This window comes from Nocardia terpenica, assembly GCF_013186535.1.
Lineage (GTDB): Bacteria > Actinomycetota > Actinomycetes > Mycobacteriales > Mycobacteriaceae > Nocardia > Nocardia terpenica.
Window position 1 is genome coordinate 614,642 of the sequence record NZ_JABMCZ010000004.1, and the last position, 14,834, is coordinate 629,475.

21 protein-coding genes are annotated in these 14,834 nt (G+C 66.3%); 13 read left to right on the forward strand and 8 right to left on the reverse strand.

Annotated elements, in window-relative coordinates; translation table 11 throughout:
- Positions 1-4 precede the first annotated feature (4 nt).
- Genes pcaH through pcaC form a run of 5 tightly spaced genes read left to right on the forward strand, consistent with a single transcriptional unit; the run spans position 5 to position 3,778 of the window.
- Positions 5-718 carry a protocatechuate 3,4-dioxygenase subunit beta gene (gene pcaH, locus HPY32_RS35580; protein WP_197696529.1) on the forward strand — a complete coding sequence of 238 codons (714 nt, stop codon included), beginning with the start codon at positions 5-7 and terminating at the stop codon, positions 716-718.
- Positions 708-1,253 (forward strand): protocatechuate 3,4-dioxygenase subunit alpha, encoded by a 546-nt coding sequence (gene pcaG, locus HPY32_RS35585; protein ID WP_067589076.1) that lies wholly within the window; start codon positions 708-710, stop codon positions 1,251-1,253. The genes pcaH and pcaG overlap by 11 nt, the downstream gene beginning before the upstream one ends.
- The gene (gene pcaB, locus HPY32_RS35590) at positions 1,246-2,598 is read left to right on the forward strand and encodes a 3-carboxy-cis,cis-muconate cycloisomerase (RefSeq protein ID WP_067589074.1); all 1,353 of its coding nucleotides are present in this window, start codon (positions 1,246-1,248) and stop codon (positions 2,596-2,598) included. Before pcaG ends, pcaB begins: the two co-directional genes overlap by 8 nt.
- A gap of 17 nt (positions 2,599-2,615) precedes the next feature.
- Positions 2,616-3,389: a 3-oxoadipate enol-lactonase gene (pcaD, locus tag HPY32_RS35595; RefSeq protein WP_067595903.1), complete on the forward strand. Its 774-nt coding sequence runs from the start codon at positions 2,616-2,618 to the stop codon at positions 3,387-3,389.
- Positions 3,386-3,778 carry a 4-carboxymuconolactone decarboxylase gene (gene pcaC / locus HPY32_RS35600; RefSeq protein WP_067589073.1) on the forward strand — a complete coding sequence of 131 codons (393 nt, stop codon included), beginning with the start codon at positions 3,386-3,388 and terminating at the stop codon, positions 3,776-3,778. Before pcaD ends, pcaC begins: the two co-directional genes overlap by 4 nt.
- Here the strand turns inward: pcaC and HPY32_RS35605 are convergent.
- Together HPY32_RS35605 and HPY32_RS35610 are read right to left on the reverse strand one after the other, a co-directional pair.
- The gene (locus tag HPY32_RS35605) at positions 3,775-4,347 is read right to left on the reverse strand and encodes a TetR/AcrR family transcriptional regulator (RefSeq protein ID WP_067589071.1); all 573 of its coding nucleotides are present in this window, start codon (positions 4,345-4,347) and stop codon (positions 3,775-3,777) included. The two genes, pcaC and HPY32_RS35605, sit on opposite strands and share 4 nt — an antisense overlap.
- Before the next feature lie 76 nt (positions 4,348-4,423).
- Positions 4,424-4,744 (reverse strand): DMT family transporter, encoded by a 321-nt coding sequence (locus tag HPY32_RS35610; protein ID WP_067589069.1) that lies wholly within the window; start codon positions 4,742-4,744, stop codon positions 4,424-4,426.
- A 104-nt stretch (positions 4,745-4,848) separates the two neighbouring features.
- On the opposite strand from HPY32_RS35610, the gene HPY32_RS35615 reads away from it, so the two are divergent.
- The 4 genes from HPY32_RS35615 to HPY32_RS35630 are packed head-to-tail and all read left to right on the forward strand — an operon-like array spanning position 4,849 to position 7,026.
- Positions 4,849-5,745, forward strand: a complete 897-nt coding sequence (locus tag HPY32_RS35615) for a VOC family protein (protein ID WP_067589067.1) — start codon at positions 4,849-4,851, stop codon at positions 5,743-5,745.
- A 20-nt stretch (positions 5,746-5,765) separates the two neighbouring features.
- On the forward strand, positions 5,766-6,173 hold the full coding sequence (locus HPY32_RS35620) for a PPOX class F420-dependent oxidoreductase (protein ID WP_067589065.1): 408 nt from the start codon (positions 5,766-5,768) through the stop codon (positions 6,171-6,173).
- A gap of 4 nt (positions 6,174-6,177) precedes the next feature.
- Complete coding sequence (locus HPY32_RS35625; RefSeq protein ID WP_067589063.1) at positions 6,178-6,594, forward strand: VOC family protein; 417 nt, start codon at positions 6,178-6,180, stop codon at positions 6,592-6,594.
- Between the two features lie 18 nt (positions 6,595-6,612).
- Positions 6,613-7,026 carry a VOC family protein gene (locus HPY32_RS35630; RefSeq protein WP_067589061.1) on the forward strand — a complete coding sequence of 138 codons (414 nt, stop codon included), beginning with the start codon at positions 6,613-6,615 and terminating at the stop codon, positions 7,024-7,026.
- 88 nt (positions 7,027-7,114) lie between these two features.
- On the opposite strand, the gene HPY32_RS35635 is transcribed toward HPY32_RS35630, so the two are convergent.
- Genes HPY32_RS35635 through HPY32_RS35645 form a run of 3 tightly spaced genes read right to left on the reverse strand, consistent with a single transcriptional unit; the run spans position 7,115 to position 8,463 of the window.
- Positions 7,115-7,321 (reverse strand): DUF397 domain-containing protein, encoded by a 207-nt coding sequence (locus HPY32_RS35635; RefSeq protein ID WP_067589059.1) that lies wholly within the window; start codon positions 7,319-7,321, stop codon positions 7,115-7,117.
- Positions 7,322-7,370: 49 nt separating this feature from the next.
- Positions 7,371-7,577, reverse strand: coding sequence for a DUF397 domain-containing protein (locus tag HPY32_RS35640; RefSeq protein ID WP_082871473.1), 207 nt, complete (start codon positions 7,575-7,577; stop codon positions 7,371-7,373).
- Positions 7,567-8,463, reverse strand: coding sequence for a helix-turn-helix domain-containing protein (locus HPY32_RS35645; protein ID WP_067589055.1), 897 nt, complete (start codon positions 8,461-8,463; stop codon positions 7,567-7,569). Before HPY32_RS35645 ends, HPY32_RS35640 begins: the two co-directional genes overlap by 11 nt.
- Positions 8,464-8,702: 239 nt before the next feature.
- Between HPY32_RS35645 and HPY32_RS35650 the strand changes: the two genes are divergently transcribed.
- Entirely contained in the window at positions 8,703-8,927 is a 225-nt protein-coding gene (locus HPY32_RS35650; RefSeq protein WP_067589053.1) for a hypothetical protein, read from the forward strand.
- A gap of 12 nt (positions 8,928-8,939) precedes the next feature.
- Here HPY32_RS35650 and HPY32_RS35655 read toward each other — a convergent pair whose 3' ends face one another.
- The gene (locus HPY32_RS35655) at positions 8,940-9,671 is read right to left on the reverse strand and encodes a class I SAM-dependent methyltransferase (RefSeq protein ID WP_067589051.1); all 732 of its coding nucleotides are present in this window, start codon (positions 9,669-9,671) and stop codon (positions 8,940-8,942) included.
- A 62-nt stretch (positions 9,672-9,733) separates the two neighbouring features.
- Here HPY32_RS35655 and HPY32_RS35660 point away from each other — a divergent pair, with 62 nt between their 5' ends.
- Together HPY32_RS35660 and HPY32_RS44130 are read left to right on the forward strand one after the other, a co-directional pair.
- Positions 9,734-11,467: a pyruvate dehydrogenase gene (locus tag HPY32_RS35660; protein ID WP_067589049.1), complete on the forward strand. Its 1,734-nt coding sequence runs from the start codon at positions 9,734-9,736 to the stop codon at positions 11,465-11,467.
- A 433-nt stretch (positions 11,468-11,900) separates the two neighbouring features.
- Positions 11,901-12,353, forward strand: coding sequence for a hypothetical protein (locus tag HPY32_RS44130; protein WP_067589047.1), 453 nt, complete (start codon positions 11,901-11,903; stop codon positions 12,351-12,353).
- 116 nt (positions 12,354-12,469) lie between these two features.
- On the opposite strand, the gene HPY32_RS35670 is transcribed toward HPY32_RS44130, so the two are convergent.
- Positions 12,470-13,654 (reverse strand): MFS transporter, encoded by a 1,185-nt coding sequence (locus HPY32_RS35670; RefSeq protein ID WP_171983214.1) that lies wholly within the window; start codon positions 13,652-13,654, stop codon positions 12,470-12,472.
- A 100-nt stretch (positions 13,655-13,754) separates the two neighbouring features.
- On the opposite strand from HPY32_RS35670, the gene HPY32_RS35675 reads away from it, so the two are divergent.
- Positions 13,755-14,252, forward strand: coding sequence for an Lrp/AsnC family transcriptional regulator (locus HPY32_RS35675; RefSeq protein WP_197696528.1), 498 nt, complete (start codon positions 13,755-13,757; stop codon positions 14,250-14,252).
- Positions 14,253-14,262: 10 nt separating this feature from the next.
- Here HPY32_RS35675 and HPY32_RS35680 read toward each other — a convergent pair whose 3' ends face one another.
- A complete protein-coding gene (locus tag HPY32_RS35680; protein WP_067589043.1) occupies positions 14,263-14,487 on the reverse strand; it encodes an MbtH family protein in 225 nt (74 codons plus the stop codon).
- Positions 14,488-14,834: the final 347 nt, after the last annotated feature.

Genomic DNA, 14,834 nt, shown 5'->3' on the forward strand with positions numbered 1-14,834 from the left:
GCAAATGCCAGACTATGTCCGCGATTCCGAGCACACCCATCCGCCGCTCGACTCACCCGACTATCGGTCCACCGTCCTGCGGCATCCGACACGACCGCTGACGTTGCTGCCGCAGCGGCTGACCGAGCTGACCGGCCCGGTGCTCGGCGAGGATCGAATCGGCGTGGGGGACAACGACCTGACGGCCCAGCATCGCGGCGAACCGCTCGGGCAGCGCATTATCGTGCACGGTCGGCTGCTCGACGGGGACGGCAAGCCGGTGCCGCACTCGTTGATCGAGATCTGGCAGGCCAATGCCGGGGGCCGCTATCGGCACGACCGCGACACCTGGGATTGCCCGCTGGATCCCAACTTCGACGGCGTCGGCCGCACCCTCACCGACGGCGCGGGGCGCTACGAGTTCACCACCGTCAAACCGGGCGCGTATCCGTGGGGCAATCACCACAATGCCTGGCGGCCCGCGCATATCCATTTCTCGCTGTTCGGGCGCGCCTTCACCCAGCGGCTCGTGACCCAGATGTACTTTCCGGACGATCCGCTGTTCTTCCAGGACCCCATCTTCAACGCGGTCCCCGAACCCGGTCGCAGGCTGCTGATCAGCCGCTTCGACTACGTCCGCACCGAGCCGGCGCGGGCGCTGGCGTTCGAGTTCGACATCGTGCTGCGCGGGCGGCAGGCCACTCCGTTCGAGAACGAGGAGGACGATCATGACGACTAGGCTGGCGACCACTCCGTCGCAGACCGTCGGGCCCTTCCTGCATATCGGCCTCGCCTGGGACGACGGACCCTACGCGGTGGGGCCGGAAATGCCTGGGGCGGTGTGGATTCGGGGCCGGGTGTTCGACGGCGCCGAGCGGGCGGTCGACGATGCGATGGTCGAGATCTGGCAGGCCGACGAGAACGGCCACCTCGCCCATCCCGACGACGGTCGCGGGGTCCGCGACGGCTTCCGCGGATTCGCGCGCAGTGATACCCGCGGCGGCGGATTCGCCGTCCGGACGGTCGTTCCCGGCAGCGTGGACGGTCGGCAGGCGCCGCATATCGACGTGTCGGTCTTCGCTCGCGGCCTGCTGCACCGGGTCGTCACGCGCATCTATTTCCCCGAGCACGCCGACCGGCATCGGACCGACCCGGTCCTGGCGACGGTGCCGCCGCAGCGGCGCAGCACGCTGGTGGCCGGATACGGCAGCGACGGTTACGTTTTCGACGTGCACCTACAGGGCGACTCGGAGACCGTGTTCTTCGATGTCTGACGGGCTGTTCGACGGGGTGCTCGCGGCCGGACCGGTCGCCGAGCGGGTGAGCGGCGCGGCATGGTTGCAGGCGATGCTCGATTTCGAGGGAGCGCTGGCGCTGGCCTCGGCGGATGCGGGCGTGATTCCGGCCCCGGCCGCGGCGGCGATCGTCCGATGTTGCCGCGCCGATGATTACGATGTCACCGCAATCGGGGCGCGGGCGGTGGATATCGGCAACCCCGCCGGTCCGCTGGTGCGCGCACTGACCGCGCGCGTCGAGCCGGAGGCGGCCGCCTACGTGCATCTGGGCGCCACCAGCCAGGATGTGAGCGATACGGCCGCGATGCTCGTGACGGCTCGGGCTTTCGACGTGCTGGACGGTGAATTGCGGTCCTGTGCAGCGATACTAGCGGGGCTCGCCGACGAGTATGCCGACACCGTCATGGCGGGGCGGAGTCTGTTGCAGCAGGCTCCGCCGGTGACATTCGGGCTGACTGCGGCCGGGTGGCTCGGTGGCATTGCCGCGGCACGGACTCGGCTCGATCGGATCCGCCGCGACCGACTGGCGGTGCAGTTCGGTGGGGCGGTCGGGACCCTGGCGGCATTGGGGGACAGCGGAATTCCGGTGCTGGGTGGCATCGCCCGGCGGCTCGGACTGGCCGAACCGGTGCTGCCGTGGCACACCGAACGCAGCCGGATCGCCGAGGTGGCAGGCGTTTTGGGGCAGACCTGCGGGGCCGTCGCGAAGATCGCGCGCGACCTCACCCTGCTCGCGCAGACCGAGGTCGCGGAGGTGTACGAACAGGGATCGGCCGGGACAGGTGGTTCCTCGACCATGCCGCACAAGCGCAATCCGGTGGCCGCCGTGCTCGCCGCGGGTGCGGCGGGGCAGGCGCCGGGGCTGGTCGCCGCGCTGCTCGGTGCGTCGGCGCACGAGTATCAGCGGGCGGCGGGCGCCTGGCATGCGGAGTGGCGGCCGCTGTCGGAGTTGTTGCGCACCACCGGATCCGCGGTGTGTTGGCTGCGCACCAGCCTGGAGCGATTGCGGGTCGACCCGGACCGGATGCGCGCCAATCTGGATCTGACCGGGGGGTTGCTGCTCGCGGAGAACGTTGCGATCGGGCTGGTTTCGGCCTCGCGGGCGGCGGTGAGTCGGCAGGAAGCGAGCGATATTGTCGCGGACTGCTGTCGGCGGGCGCTGGCCGACGGGGGAGATCTCATCGATCTGCTAGCGGGCGATGCGGTGATTGGAAAGTACTTGGGGCGCACACGGTTAGCGGAACTGCTCGATCCGGCGCACTATCTGGGGTCGGCCGGTGCATTCCTCCGGCGGGCGCTCGAGGAATGGGAGGACAGGTCGTGAGCGAGGGAACCGCCGGTATGCCCGTTGCCGTCCACCATGTCGTCGCCGGGCCGGAAGGGGGACGGCCGGTCGTGTTGAGCGGGTCGCTGGGCAGTGACCTGCGCATGTGGGCACCGCAGGTCACCGCGCTCGTCGAGGCGGGCTATCGCGTCATTCGCTACGACCATCGCGGTCACGGCCGATCGCCGGTCCCGGTCGGCCCGTACTCGCTGGCCGATCTCGGCGGGGACGTCATTGCCCTGCTGGACCGATTGGGCGTGGCACGGGCGCATGTCGTCGGACTGTCCCTCGGCGGCATGGTCGGTATGTGGCTCGCCGAGCATGCGCCGGATCGGGTGGACGGCCTCACCCTGTGCTGCACCTCGGCCGAACTCGGGCCGCCCAGCGGCTGGGCGGCCCGGGCACGGATTGTCAGAGCCGAAGGGACACAGGCGATCGCAGCGGCCGCGGTACAGCGCTGGTTCACCCCGCAGTGGCGCGCCGCCGATCCCGAGCGGACCCGCGCGTACCAACGAATGATCGCGGCGACCCCGGCCGAAGGCTACGCCTCGTGCTGTGCCGCAATCGAAACGATGGACATCGCCGCCGGGCTGTCACGAATCACCGCACCAACCCTGGTGATCGCCGGAGCCGACGATCCGGCGATACCGCCGTCACACGGTGCCGACATCGCCGCCGAGATACCCGGGTCCCGGCTCGAAATCATTTCTCCGGGAGCCCATCTCGCCAGCGCCGAACAGCCCGACCTCGTCAACGAGCTGATTCTCCAACACCTGAAGGACAATTCATGAACGAGCGAGTCGAGCAGGGCATGGCGGTCCGGCGCGAAGTCCTCGGCGACGCACACGTAGACCGCGCCATCGCCCGCACGACCGAATTCACCCGCCCCTTCCAGGATTACATCACCGAGTCCGTGTGGGGCTCGATCTGGACCCGCGAGGGCTTGGACCGCCGTACCCGCCGCTGCATCACCCTCGCCGTACTCACCGCTCTCGGACGGCACGAGGAGATCGCGATGCATATCCGCGCCGCGCTCGCCGACGGGATCACCGCCACCGAAATCGGCGAAGTGCTACTGCATACCGGCGCTTACGCGGGTGTGCCCGCAGCGAATTCCGCTTTCGCCATCGGTCAGCAGGTACTGACGGAGCTGGGTGACGAAGCCGCGGCAGCGGGCTAGGCGGGGCCGAGGACTCGGGCGAGGATTGCCTCGACTTCGGTTCGGGTGGGGGGTGTTTCGGCGGCCAGGCCGTTGAGGACCTGGCCGGTGATGGTGGCGGTCAGGGCGGCGGCGGTGTCGGGGTCGGTGACCTCGCTCAGGCGGGCCACGCTGATTTCGATGCTGCGCTGGGCGAGTGGGCGTAGTGCGGGGTTGCGCATGGCGGCGGCGGTGAGTTCGTAGGCGACCATCATTTGATTGCGATCCGGCCCGAAGCAGACCATGACGCTGTCCACCAGTCCTGCGAGCAGGGTGGCGTGGTCGGTGTTGCGAAAGGTGGTGGCCCACTGGGTCATTCCGTCATCGAAGCGGTCGACCGAATTCTGGAGGGCGGCCAGCAGTACGTCGTCGATGGTCTCGAAGTAGTAGGTCGCCGATCCCGGTGACAGGCCCGCGTGCTGGGCCACCGCACGGTGGGTCAGTGCGCCGACACCCTGGTCCGCGATGATCGACTCGGCGGCGGCGATGATCTCCGCTCGTCGTTGCGCCGGATCGCGCCGTCGGCGTTGGCGGCTGACTTCGGGAGCCATGTGGCGGTGTCCTTCCTGGGGGCGGCGTCCGGTTACGTACATTCGTACATCAGCCGCCGCGCCGGGGCGTGGACGGTCAGTGCGCGCCGCCGAGATTGAGCACGACCACACCCGCGATCACCAACCCGACACCGGCGATCTTGGCCGCGGACAACGGCTCGCCGAGCAGGGCGACGCCGACCAGCGCGACCAATCCGGTGCCGACGCCCGCCCAGGTCGCATAGGCGACACCGACCGGCAGCTGCTTCAGCGCGAGTGTCAGCAAACCGAAGGCTCCGCAGTAGCCGAGGGCCATCCCCGCCGCGGGTAGCGGCCGGGTAAAGCCATCCGACAGCTTCATGCAGGTGGTGCCGAATACCTCGCACACAATCGCTCCGAACATGAATGCCCAAGTCATAGTAGCTGTACCTCCGCTTGTCCGAGATTGGCATCGCCAACTAGTGTACAAGCGAACATGTACTGATGTACGTTAACTGTGTTGACCGACGTCGGGAGGTAGCGATGAATGGCAAGCTTTCTGCAAATGGCCGCTATGCGCGGCGTCTGCTCGGCGCCGTGATCGTGGTGGTCGTGCTGGTGGTCGCGGTGGTCGTGTTCATCGAACGCCAGCCTCGAGACGCGGCGTCGGCGTCGGTCCGGCCGTCGCAGGTGACGTTGATCGACATCACCTCGGCCGACGTCCCCCGCGACCGTGCCTTCTACGAGCGAACCTTCGGCTGGACGCTGGCGGCCGACTATCCGAAGTATCCGATCCTGGCCGCGGGCGACGGCCCCGAGATCGGTATCGCCACGCTCGGCAATCCGGAGGCGGGCGGCCTGGAACCGCTGTATCGGATCGGCACGAGCATCGTGTTCTTCGGCGTCCCGGACATACCCGCCGCCCTGGCGCGGGCGCGCGAGCTCGGGGGCGCGGTGGTGCAGCCGCCGACGCCGATCTCGACGGGTGGTTCGTTCGCGATGTTCACCGACCCCGTCGGCAATACGATCGCGCTGATGCAGCCAGGCCCGGATGCCGTGGCCTCGCCGCACGCGAATCCCGCTACGCTGATTGCCATTTCGACACCCGATGTGTCGGGCACGCGGACGTTCTACGAGCGATTGTTCGGGTTGCATCTGAAGGAACAGTCGCCCGGTTACCCGATCCTGACCAGTGGGGGCGGGCCGGATATCGGTATAGCCCTGGCCGATGATCCGGCCGCGGGGCCTGCTCGTCCGCTGTATCAGGTCGGCCATCCGGTGGTGCTGTTGCGGACTCCGAGTATCGACACCACTCTGCGCGAGGTCATCCGGTCCGGTGGGCGCAGTTTCGAGGGCCGCACACCGCTGCCGTCGGGTGGGGCGTACGGCTTCTTCACCGATCCGAGCGGCAACACTCTCGGCCTGCTGGAGCGGCCGTGAGTCCTGAGAAAGAGGTTTTCATGAATTCGTTCACCGATCTCGGTGACGGCAAGTACGTCTACCTCACGTATCTGCGTAAGAACGGAACTCCGGTCGGATTTCCGATCTGGGTGGCTCGTGACGGTGACCGGTTGGTCGTGTGGGTCGAAAACGTCGACACCGGCAAGGTCAAAGCCATGCGGCGAAACCCCGGCGTCACCGTCGCCGCCTGCGATCTGCGCGGCAACCGCCGTGGGGCCCAAATCGCCGCCACCGCACGGATTCTCGATACCGACGAGACCAATCACGTTCGCGCGCTGATCGCCAGGAAGTACCGGTTGCCCGGATACCTTGCCATCTACGGCAATCGGTTGCTGCGTGGCAAGGACACCTCGGTCGGCATCGCATTGACTCGCGCCGACGCCGTGACAACCCTCGAACAGGAGTAGACCCATGCCGACGATTTCCCCTGAGGCCACGACGATTTCGTTCACCTGCGTCACCATCGACGCCGCACACCCACCGACGCTGGCCGATTTCTACAGCCGGTTGCTCGGCTGGCAGATCCACCACAGCGACGACGATTACGCCATGATCGGCGACGGCCGGACCACCCTGTGCTTCGGCGCGGTCGACCGGCACACCCCCGCCCGCTGGCCCGACGACCCCGACCACCCCAAACGCGTGCACTTCGACCTGACCGTCGACGACCTCGCCGCCGCCACCGAACGCGCCCTCGAACTCGGTGCCACCGTGCCGGAATTCCAGCCGGGCGCAACCCCCGAATGGGAAGGCCACCAGCCCTGGGTCGTAATCCTCGACCCCGAGGGCACCCCCATCTGCCTGAACCCACAATCCCCCGCACAGTAACCACGAAAGGACGAAACCATGCCCTTCGCCCCCTGCCTCAGCGTGAAAGACACCGCCACCACCCTGGCGTTCTATGCGAATCTCGGCTTCGACGCAGACTCGAGCACCGCCAGCCCTGGCGACGACATCCACATGCTGCTCTACAAGGGCCAATTCTGCGCCATGATCTACAGCAACGCCGACCTGAAGAACTGGCTCCCTGTACTGGCCGACACCCCGATCGGATTCGCGGGCATGTTCTACCTGGCCGTCGACGACATCGACCAGGCATACAACCAGATCTCCACCCACGCCGAGATCGTCAAACCGATGACCGCCGATAACAATGGACAACGGATGTTCTACTTCCGTGACCCTGACGGATACGTCATCGGCATCAACGACAAGGCTGCGCTGGATAACAGCGAGCTGAGTAAGTACGTCGAGAACTAGCCGGTCCTATGATGATTCGGCTTGCATCTGGATATGCCTACGGCCTCCATCCTGAATCGGAAGGAGGCCGTAGGCGCTTCGAATTCGATTATGCTCGGTCGAACTCGCCGTCTTTCAGTTCGCTGGTGAAGGCGACCCATTCGGTAGGGGTGAAGACGAGGGCCGGGCCGGTCGGATTCTTCGAGTCGCGCACGCCGACCAGGTCCTCACCGAGGAACGCGACTTCTACACAGTCTTTGCCACCTCCGCTGCGGGTGGACTTGAACCAGTGAGCTTTCGAGAGATCGACGTTCACGCTTCGTATCTCCTTGCTATCTGCCGCAATCGGCGCCTGCTCGAGGCAACTACGCTCGGTCGAACTCGCCATCTTCAAGTCCGCCGGTGAAGGCGGTCCATTCGGTGGGGGTGAAGACGAGGGCCGGGCCGGTGGGGTTCTTCGAGTCGCGTACGCCGACCATGGCACCGTCGAGGAACGCGACTTCGACACAGTCTTTGCCCATCGAGCTTCGAGTGCTCTTGAACCAATTGGCCTGGGATAGATCAATGTTCACGCCAAGGACTCCTCTGTGCGAGCTGTCGAAGCAGCCTTCTACTTGCCACGGCGTCCAACGCGGCACGTTGGATCGTCGCCCATGCCGCCCGATACTTTCGGAGATCGGACTCATCCTCAAGGTACATGTCACCGGTGAATGTCTCGACATAGATCACGGTCGGTTCGACCAGGCTGCCTTCCTTGTCCCTGCCGAACTCGAGGATCGTGAAGGGTCCGACCGGGCCGCCGACCGGATAACCGGCGCTGGATGGGAGTATTCGGATGGTGATGTTCGGCTTGGTGCTCAGGTCCGCGAGGTGGCGGCACAAGTTCGCCATGATTGTGGGACTGCCGACCAGGGGATGGAGGGCGGTCTCACTGAGAATGATCTCGATCGAGACCGGGTTGAGCTTGCGTGTAATGACGCTCTGGCGCTTCATCTTCAGCTCGATGCGGCGTTGAAGCTCCTCCTCGGAGTCATTCGGGAAGTAGATGCGATCCAGCGCGGCAGCGTACTCGGCAGTTTGGAAGAGTCCTGGCACGATGTCGGGCCGGTAGATCTCGATCTTGGAGGCGTTCGACTCCAGACCGATGTAGACGTTGAAGGTCTCCGGGATGACGTCACCGAACGCATGCCACCATCTCCGCTCACCTCCCTGTTTGAAGAGGCCGACCATTGCCGCGGTCTTCTCATCATCGAAACCTAGTGTGCGACAGAGATGTTCGATGTCGCGATCGCGAATGCGCCCGGTCTCGCCACGTTCGAGCCGTGACTGTGTACTCACGCTCCACCCTAGGCTCTCGGCTACCTGACCCTGCGTCAGGTCCTGGTCTTCACGCGCCCGACGCAGGTACTGGCCCATCTGGCGGTGCGGCAGTGACGGCCCTGGTGCTTCGCTCGACATCGGTGACTCCTCGCTGACATTTTCAGTTCGAGAGCATGACGGTGCCAGTTTGACAGCGTCCCTGGGCTTTTGAGGCAAGAAACGGAAAATCTCTGCTCGACATTATCTTTCAGACAGCGCTGTGGTGTGCTGTAGATGTGCCCGGGTGGAGGTTGCCTTCGCGGGGCTCGCAACGCTCGAACCGACAGCTCATCGACTGCCAGACAATCAATCATGTCGAACAGGAGCGCATCACCGTAATGAGGAAGCTGGGCGTCATTCTCAGTTACTGCCCGCGAGCCACGCTGGAAAAGAAGGAGGCCGAGCGGGCGAAAGGCCTGATCGAGCGGGCGACGGTGGCAGGCTATCGTCTTGTGCGGGAGGAATATTCGTCGTGCAGTTGGGTCCTGTTCGACCAGGAAGACGGTGAGTGCGTTCACTCGGCTGTGACGCTTGACCAGATCGAACAGTGGCTTGATGAATAGCGGCAGAACCGATCAGAGGCGTTCGGCGGCGACGATCATGAAGTTCGGTAGGTGTACGTAGCCTTCGAGGCCGGGGTCCTCTGATTGTCTCTCCCGGGCCAACTCGGGATCGAGGCCCGGTTCGGCTAGTTCGAGTAGTCGGCAGCCGTGGGTGGTTAGTTCGTTGAGGTAGGTGGAGATCGGGCGGTGGTAGTCGGGGGCTGTGGGGTTGGGGATTTCGTATTCTTCCAGGTAGCGGTTGAGGCGGTATTCGTTGTGGGTTTGCCAGGTGGTGCGGAGTTGTTCGAAGGCTGGGTGGGTGATGGAGAAGATGAACAGGCCGCCGGGGGTTAGGGATTGGATGCAGGTGTGCATGGCTGGTTTCCAGTCGGGGATGGCGAGTAGGACCATGTTGCAGACGACGGCGTCGAAGTGGCCCAGGTCGGGGAGGTGGGTGAGATCGGCTCGGACGTAATGGATTCCGTGCTGGAGTGTGGTTTCTTTCTCTTGGGCGTAGGAGAACATTGTGTTGGTGGGCTCGACTCCGGTTACCTTTGCTCCGCGCTCTGCGAGCATTCGGCTGAGGTAGCCGTGGCCGCATCCGGCGTCGAGGATGCGGCGGTCTGTCACATTGCCGAGCATGCGGAGAACGACCGGATTGATCAGGTGGCGTTTCGCGAAATCGCCGTCGGGTTCCATGGCTTCCAGGGCTGCGCGGGGGAGGGTGTTCCATTGTTGGATGGCGGCGTCGTTGTCGGTGGTCATATCGGGCGATGGTGCCATGTCGTGGAGACTGGGAGGGTCAGTTCGCTACGGAAGGAGTCCCGATGGCAACCGTTGCCGAACAGTTGGTGCAGAGCCTGCGGCAGGCGGGGGTGCGGCGAATCTACGGGGTGGTGGGCGACAGCCTGAACCCGATCGTGGATGCGATTCGGCGCACCGACGGTATCGAATGGGTGCATGTGCGGCACGAGGAGACCGCCGCCTTCGCCGCGGCGGCCGAGGCGCAGGTCAGCGGGCGGCTGGCGGTGTGCGCGGGGAGTTGCGGGCCCGGGAATCTGCATTTGATCAACGGCCTGTTCGATGCTCATCGCAGCGGCGCGCCGGTATTGGCCATCGCCTCGCATATTCCCTCCGAGGAGATCGGCACGGGGTATTTTCAGGAGACGCATCCGGATCGGCTGTTTCTCGAATGCAGTCATTTCAGCGAGATGATTTCCCAGCCGACGCAGGTGCCGCGGCTGCTGCACATCGCCATGCAGACCGCCCTCGGGCGCGGGGGAGTGTCGGTGCTCACCATTCCGGGTGATGTGTCGGAGCAAAATGCGGTGGGGCCCACCGTGGTTCCGGTGCGGCTGGCCGCGCCGTCGCCTGCGGTGCCGACTTCGGACACGATCGCGGAACTGGCTCGGCTGCTCGACGACTCCGAGAGGGTGGTGTTGTTCGCCGGGGCGGGTTGTCGGGCCGCGCACGACGAGGTCATGCAGTTGGCGGAGGCGCTGCTGGCTCCGGTGGGGCATTCGCTCGGGGGTAAGGAGTGGATTCAGTACGACAATCCCTATGATGTCGGCATGAGCGGGCTGCTCGGGTACGGGGCCTGCTACGACGCCATGCAGGCCGCGGATCGAATCGTCTTGTTGGGCACCGATTTTCCGTACGACAAGTTCCTGCCGCAGGGGCGCACCATTCAGATCGATATCGAACCGTCGCGGCTGGGTCGGCATACTCCGCTGGATCTGGCCGTGCACGGTGATGTCGGCGCGACGATCCGGGCGGTGCTGCCGCTGCTGCGGACGCGGTCGGACCGGTCGTTCCTGGATCGCATGTTGCGCGAGCATGCCCGCAAGCTGGAGAAGGTGGTGGATGCCTACACCACCGATATCGAGCACCGCACGCCGATCCATCCCGAATATGCCGCCGCCGTGCTCGACGAGGTGGCCGCCGACGACGCGGTGTTCACCGTCGACACCGGGATGGGAAACGTTTGGGCCGCACGGTATCTCACGCCGAACGGACGCCGCCGCGTGATCGGCTCCTTCCGGCACGGCAGCATGGCCAATGCCATGCCGCACGCCATCGGCGCGCAGTCGGCCGCGCCGGGGCGGCAGGTGGTGTCGATCTCCGGGGACGGCGGCCTGGCCATGCTCCTGGGCGACCTGGTGACGCTGTCCACCTACGAGCTGCCGGTGAAGGTGGTGGTGTTCAACAATGCCTCGCTCGGCATGGTGAAACTGGAGATGCTGGTCGACGGATACCCCGACTTCGGCACCGACCACCCGGTGGTCGACTTCGCCGCCATCGCCAGCGGCTGCGGCATCCACGCGGTGCGTGTCGACAAGCCCACCGACATCCGCCGCGCGCTCACCGCGGCCTTCGCCTACCCCGGCCCCGCTCTGGTGGACCTCCGCACCGACCCCAACGCACTCTCCATCCCGCCGAAAATCACCGCGGCCCAAGTCCGTGGCTTCGCCCTGGCCGCCGGGCGCACGGTCCTCGACGGCGGTGTGGGCAAGATGCTCGAGCTGGCCCGAACGAATCTGCGCAATGTTCCCCGGCCTTGATCCCGGCCAAAAGCGTGCCGGGATCATGTGTGGGGCGTGCCGGGATGACGTGGTAGGTCTCGACACCGTGCGGGCCGCGCCGACATGGCGTTCGAAGTTGTTCGTCTCGCCCTGTTTCGCGTTCGCCAGAGCGTGCGCGACCACGAATACGGCCGACATTCGCCGACTGGGGTGCGAGGGCGCGCAGAGCCGCTGCGCGCCGTCGAGGAGCAGGTGCACACCGGCGAGCTTTCCCAGGTCGACGTACTGCTTGGCGATCAGCGTCATTGCCCACGCCCCTGGTTGCGGCTCCCGGGCGGCAGCGGCGACGCGCATGGCGATCAGGAAGGCGGACTGTGCGCCCGCGTGGTCGCCGAGTTCGTAGGCGAGCCGCTGAAGCACGCGACGCTGGCCGCAGTGGCCAGCAACCGCCGGTCGTTTCACGGTCGGGGCCGTGCTGGAGGAGCAGGCCGACACCGACGAGGACGCGATGGATCACGAGTCCGCATTCGAGGCGGGAATGGGATGGACGAAACGGACGGCCTGCGCCGATTCGGTGTGGTCGAGGGTATTCGGCGAGTACGCTGGCGCCGCCCCGGCAAACGGAGGGAGGTCATCGATGGATGGGTATATCTGCACGAATTCGCGCTGCCTGATGACCTGGCACTCCACGCCGATTTGCCCGATTTCCGAGCCATCGCAGACATTTTCGCCGTATGCGTCGCCCGCGGCGACTACGCGAATCCTGGAGATGCGGCAATCGGGTGTGTTCAAGACGCGCAACTGGTTCTCGATTTCCCGCACGCCGGGCGCCCCGGCCGGGCCGGGTTACGGCTGGCTGCTGGTACTCGTGCCGATCGCGCTGCTATGGCTGCTGGCGATGCTCGCCCTCCTGCTCCGCTGGTGATATGCCTCGGCGGTCGGTTCACCGGCTGATCGCCGTCGGGCGCGTCCCGTGTGTGAGCGTCCCGGGTCCGGACCTGGATGCCCTGATGCGCTGGCTCGGTCCGGCCGACCATCCGGTCATCGATATTTCCGTCGCGCGGTGACCGCCGAGCCCGACCGGAGCATGAGGAAGGACGGAATCGTCAGGAGGGCAAGGGATATCAGGGAGAGTAGGGAGTAGCCGCCGAGGGTGAAGGTGAGGGTGGACAGGAGGGTTGCCAGGGCCGAGGCGGACCAGATTCGGGATTCGATGGCGCCCTGGGCGTGGAGTCGGGCGAGGGGCGGGAGGGCGGTGGTGATGAGGGCGCTGCCGCCCACGTAGGCGAGGTTCCAGCCGTAGCCGAGGAGGAAGAGGTCGGCGGCCAGGACCAGGCCGCCCGCGGCGGAGGCGAGAACGGTTGCGGCGCAGGACAGGACGAGCAGCGCCAGGCCCACCGCGATGACGCGGCGGGCGCCGAAGCGGTCCAGGAGCAGGCCGGTGAGCGGGGCCAGGGCGAACATGCCGAAGGTGTGGCCGGACACGACCATGCCGATCGTGGGGAGGCCGTGGCCGTGGGCATGGATGTCGAGGGGCGCGGCGGTCATGATGGCCGCCATGACGATCTGGGCTATCAGCATGGCGGCCAAGGCCGTTCGCATCGGCGGTAGCGGTGCGGCGGTCGTGCTCGGCGGGGATGCCGGTACGGCGCGCGGCAATGACAGTGCGGCAGCGGCCGATACGATCACCGCGAGGGCGGCCACCAGGAAAACGCCTGTGCCCGCGGAGAATCCGGCGGTCGTCGCGGCGTTCGAGACCGGGGCGAGCAGCAGCGGCCCGCCGACCGCCCCGACGGTCCCGGCCCACACCACCGCGGCCAGTGCCGGACCGGGACGGTCGGGACGCAGATCGGCTGCGGCGTAACGGGACAACTGCGCGGCCGCATTGCCCACCCCGAGCAGGACCATGCCCGCGACGAGCAGCACGATCATCGACGCCGACACCGCCGCCAGCGCACCACCCACCGCGCCGATCGCGTAGCCGGTCACCAGCCCCGCCCGGCGACCCCGCCGGTGCATGACCGCGGTCAGCAGCGCCGCGCCCGCCGCGGTACCGACCACCCCGGCCGCGCTCGGCAGGCCGGACAGGCCGGGCCCCAGCGAGTCAGCCGCGACCAGGGTGCCCATCGTGCTGGCCGTCACCATGGCCAGGCTCATTGCCGCCGCCCCGAGGAACAGCGCCACCATCCGGCCCCGCGCTCCCGGCCGAGTCTCGATCGCAGTCATGCCGGAAACGCTAGAAGGCGCGCGAGCCCGAAAGAATACGATACGAAGGGAGTTCCGGCGGTCTCGGCTGTCGAATGCAACCAATTCGGGAGGGATCGCCTTGCAATCGAACAAACCCCTGGACGACACCGACTGGCACATCCTGGCCGAGTTACAGCGCGACGGGCGACTGTCCTACAACCAACTCGCGCGCCGGGTCAATCTGTCGCCGCCCGCCGTCGCCGATCGGGTTCGGCGGCTGGAGGACTGCGGCGTCATCGCCGGATATACGGCGCGCATCGACGCGGCCCGTGCCGGGCTGCCGGTGCTGGCATTCGTGCACCTGCGCTGCGCACTCGGCCGCTGCCTGCTGAAAACCAGTACCGCGGACGACTTTCCGGAGGTGGTCGAGGTGCACAAGCTCAGCGGGAGCCACTGCGCGCTGCTGAAGGTGCGCGCCGGATCGCTGCGGCATTTCGAGGGTCTGGCCGAGCGGATCGGGCAGCACGGCGCGATCGAGACGCACATCGTGCTGTCGACCCAGTACGAGGGACGACCGGTGGCGCCGGTCGAGATCGACCGGCCGGTGAGCGACCCGTCCGGCTGGCCGCAAGGGTAAGTGCCGCGGCTCAGTTCGCCGAGTTCATCGCCTCCCGCAGGGTCTTCGGGCGCATATCGGTCCAGTTCCGCTCGACGTACTCGAGGCAGGCGGCGCGGGTGTCCTCCCCGAAGACGACGCGCCACCCCTCGGGGACGTCGGCGAAGGTGGGCCAGAGGGAATGTTGCTCCTCGGCATTGACCAGAACGACGAATCGGCCATCCTCGTCGTCGAAAGGGTTTGTACTCGTTGCCATCGCGACTCCACAGTGTCGGTTGAACAAACCACTTCAGCTCTCCGGGCACCGAAGCTAGCACGACAGCAAACATCTGGCTAGCCGCATTTGGCACTCAATTCGATGACAATGCGTTCTCGCAGGTAAAGCGGCACAATACGGCGCGTATGCGGCGCAAAGGCTTTCCCGGCGGGGCCTCGGGGTTGCGCCGTCAACGTGGTGCAGGTCATATTCCGTCGCGCCGTGGGGGAATTTCTCGGCACTCGTTTCGCGGCTCGGGATCGTCGGATCCCATTGAATTATTGACTAATTCGAGCGCCGGGCGCGGCGCGATCTCCGCACGTCTCGAATGATCCGGTATGGAGGGT

Coding starts and splice junctions, on each gene's coding strand:
- pcaH (WP_197696529.1), top strand. CDS start 5: ATGCCAGACTATGTCCGCGATTCCGAGCACACCCATCCGCCGCTCGAC.
- pcaG (WP_067589076.1), top strand. CDS start 708: ATGACGACTAGGCTGGCGACCACTCCGTCGCAGACCGTCGGGCCCTTC.
- pcaB (WP_067589074.1), top strand. CDS start 1,246: ATGTCTGACGGGCTGTTCGACGGGGTGCTCGCGGCCGGACCGGTCGCC.
- pcaD (WP_067595903.1), top strand. CDS start 2,616: ATGCCCGTTGCCGTCCACCATGTCGTCGCCGGGCCGGAAGGGGGACGG.
- pcaC (WP_067589073.1), top strand. CDS start 3,386: ATGAACGAGCGAGTCGAGCAGGGCATGGCGGTCCGGCGCGAAGTCCTC.
- HPY32_RS35605 (WP_067589071.1), bottom strand. CDS start 4,347: ATGGCTCCCGAAGTCAGCCGCCAACGCCGACGGCGCGATCCGGCGCAA.
- HPY32_RS35610 (WP_067589069.1), bottom strand. CDS start 4,744: ATGACTTGGGCATTCATGTTCGGAGCGATTGTGTGCGAGGTATTCGGC.
- HPY32_RS35615 (WP_067589067.1), top strand. CDS start 4,849: ATGAATGGCAAGCTTTCTGCAAATGGCCGCTATGCGCGGCGTCTGCTC.
- HPY32_RS35620 (WP_067589065.1), top strand. CDS start 5,766: ATGAATTCGTTCACCGATCTCGGTGACGGCAAGTACGTCTACCTCACG.
- HPY32_RS35625 (WP_067589063.1), top strand. CDS start 6,178: ATGCCGACGATTTCCCCTGAGGCCACGACGATTTCGTTCACCTGCGTC.
- HPY32_RS35630 (WP_067589061.1), top strand. CDS start 6,613: ATGCCCTTCGCCCCCTGCCTCAGCGTGAAAGACACCGCCACCACCCTG.
- HPY32_RS35645 (WP_067589055.1), bottom strand. CDS start 8,463: ATGTCGAGCGAAGCACCAGGGCCGTCACTGCCGCACCGCCAGATGGGC.
- HPY32_RS35650 (WP_067589053.1), top strand. CDS start 8,703: ATGAGGAAGCTGGGCGTCATTCTCAGTTACTGCCCGCGAGCCACGCTG.
- HPY32_RS35655 (WP_067589051.1), bottom strand. CDS start 9,671: ATGACCACCGACAACGACGCCGCCATCCAACAATGGAACACCCTCCCC.
- HPY32_RS35660 (WP_067589049.1), top strand. CDS start 9,734: ATGGCAACCGTTGCCGAACAGTTGGTGCAGAGCCTGCGGCAGGCGGGG.
- HPY32_RS35670 (WP_171983214.1), bottom strand. CDS start 13,654: ATGACTGCGATCGAGACTCGGCCGGGAGCGCGGGGCCGGATGGTGGCG.
- HPY32_RS35680 (WP_067589043.1), bottom strand. CDS start 14,487: ATGGCAACGAGTACAAACCCTTTCGACGACGAGGATGGCCGATTCGTC.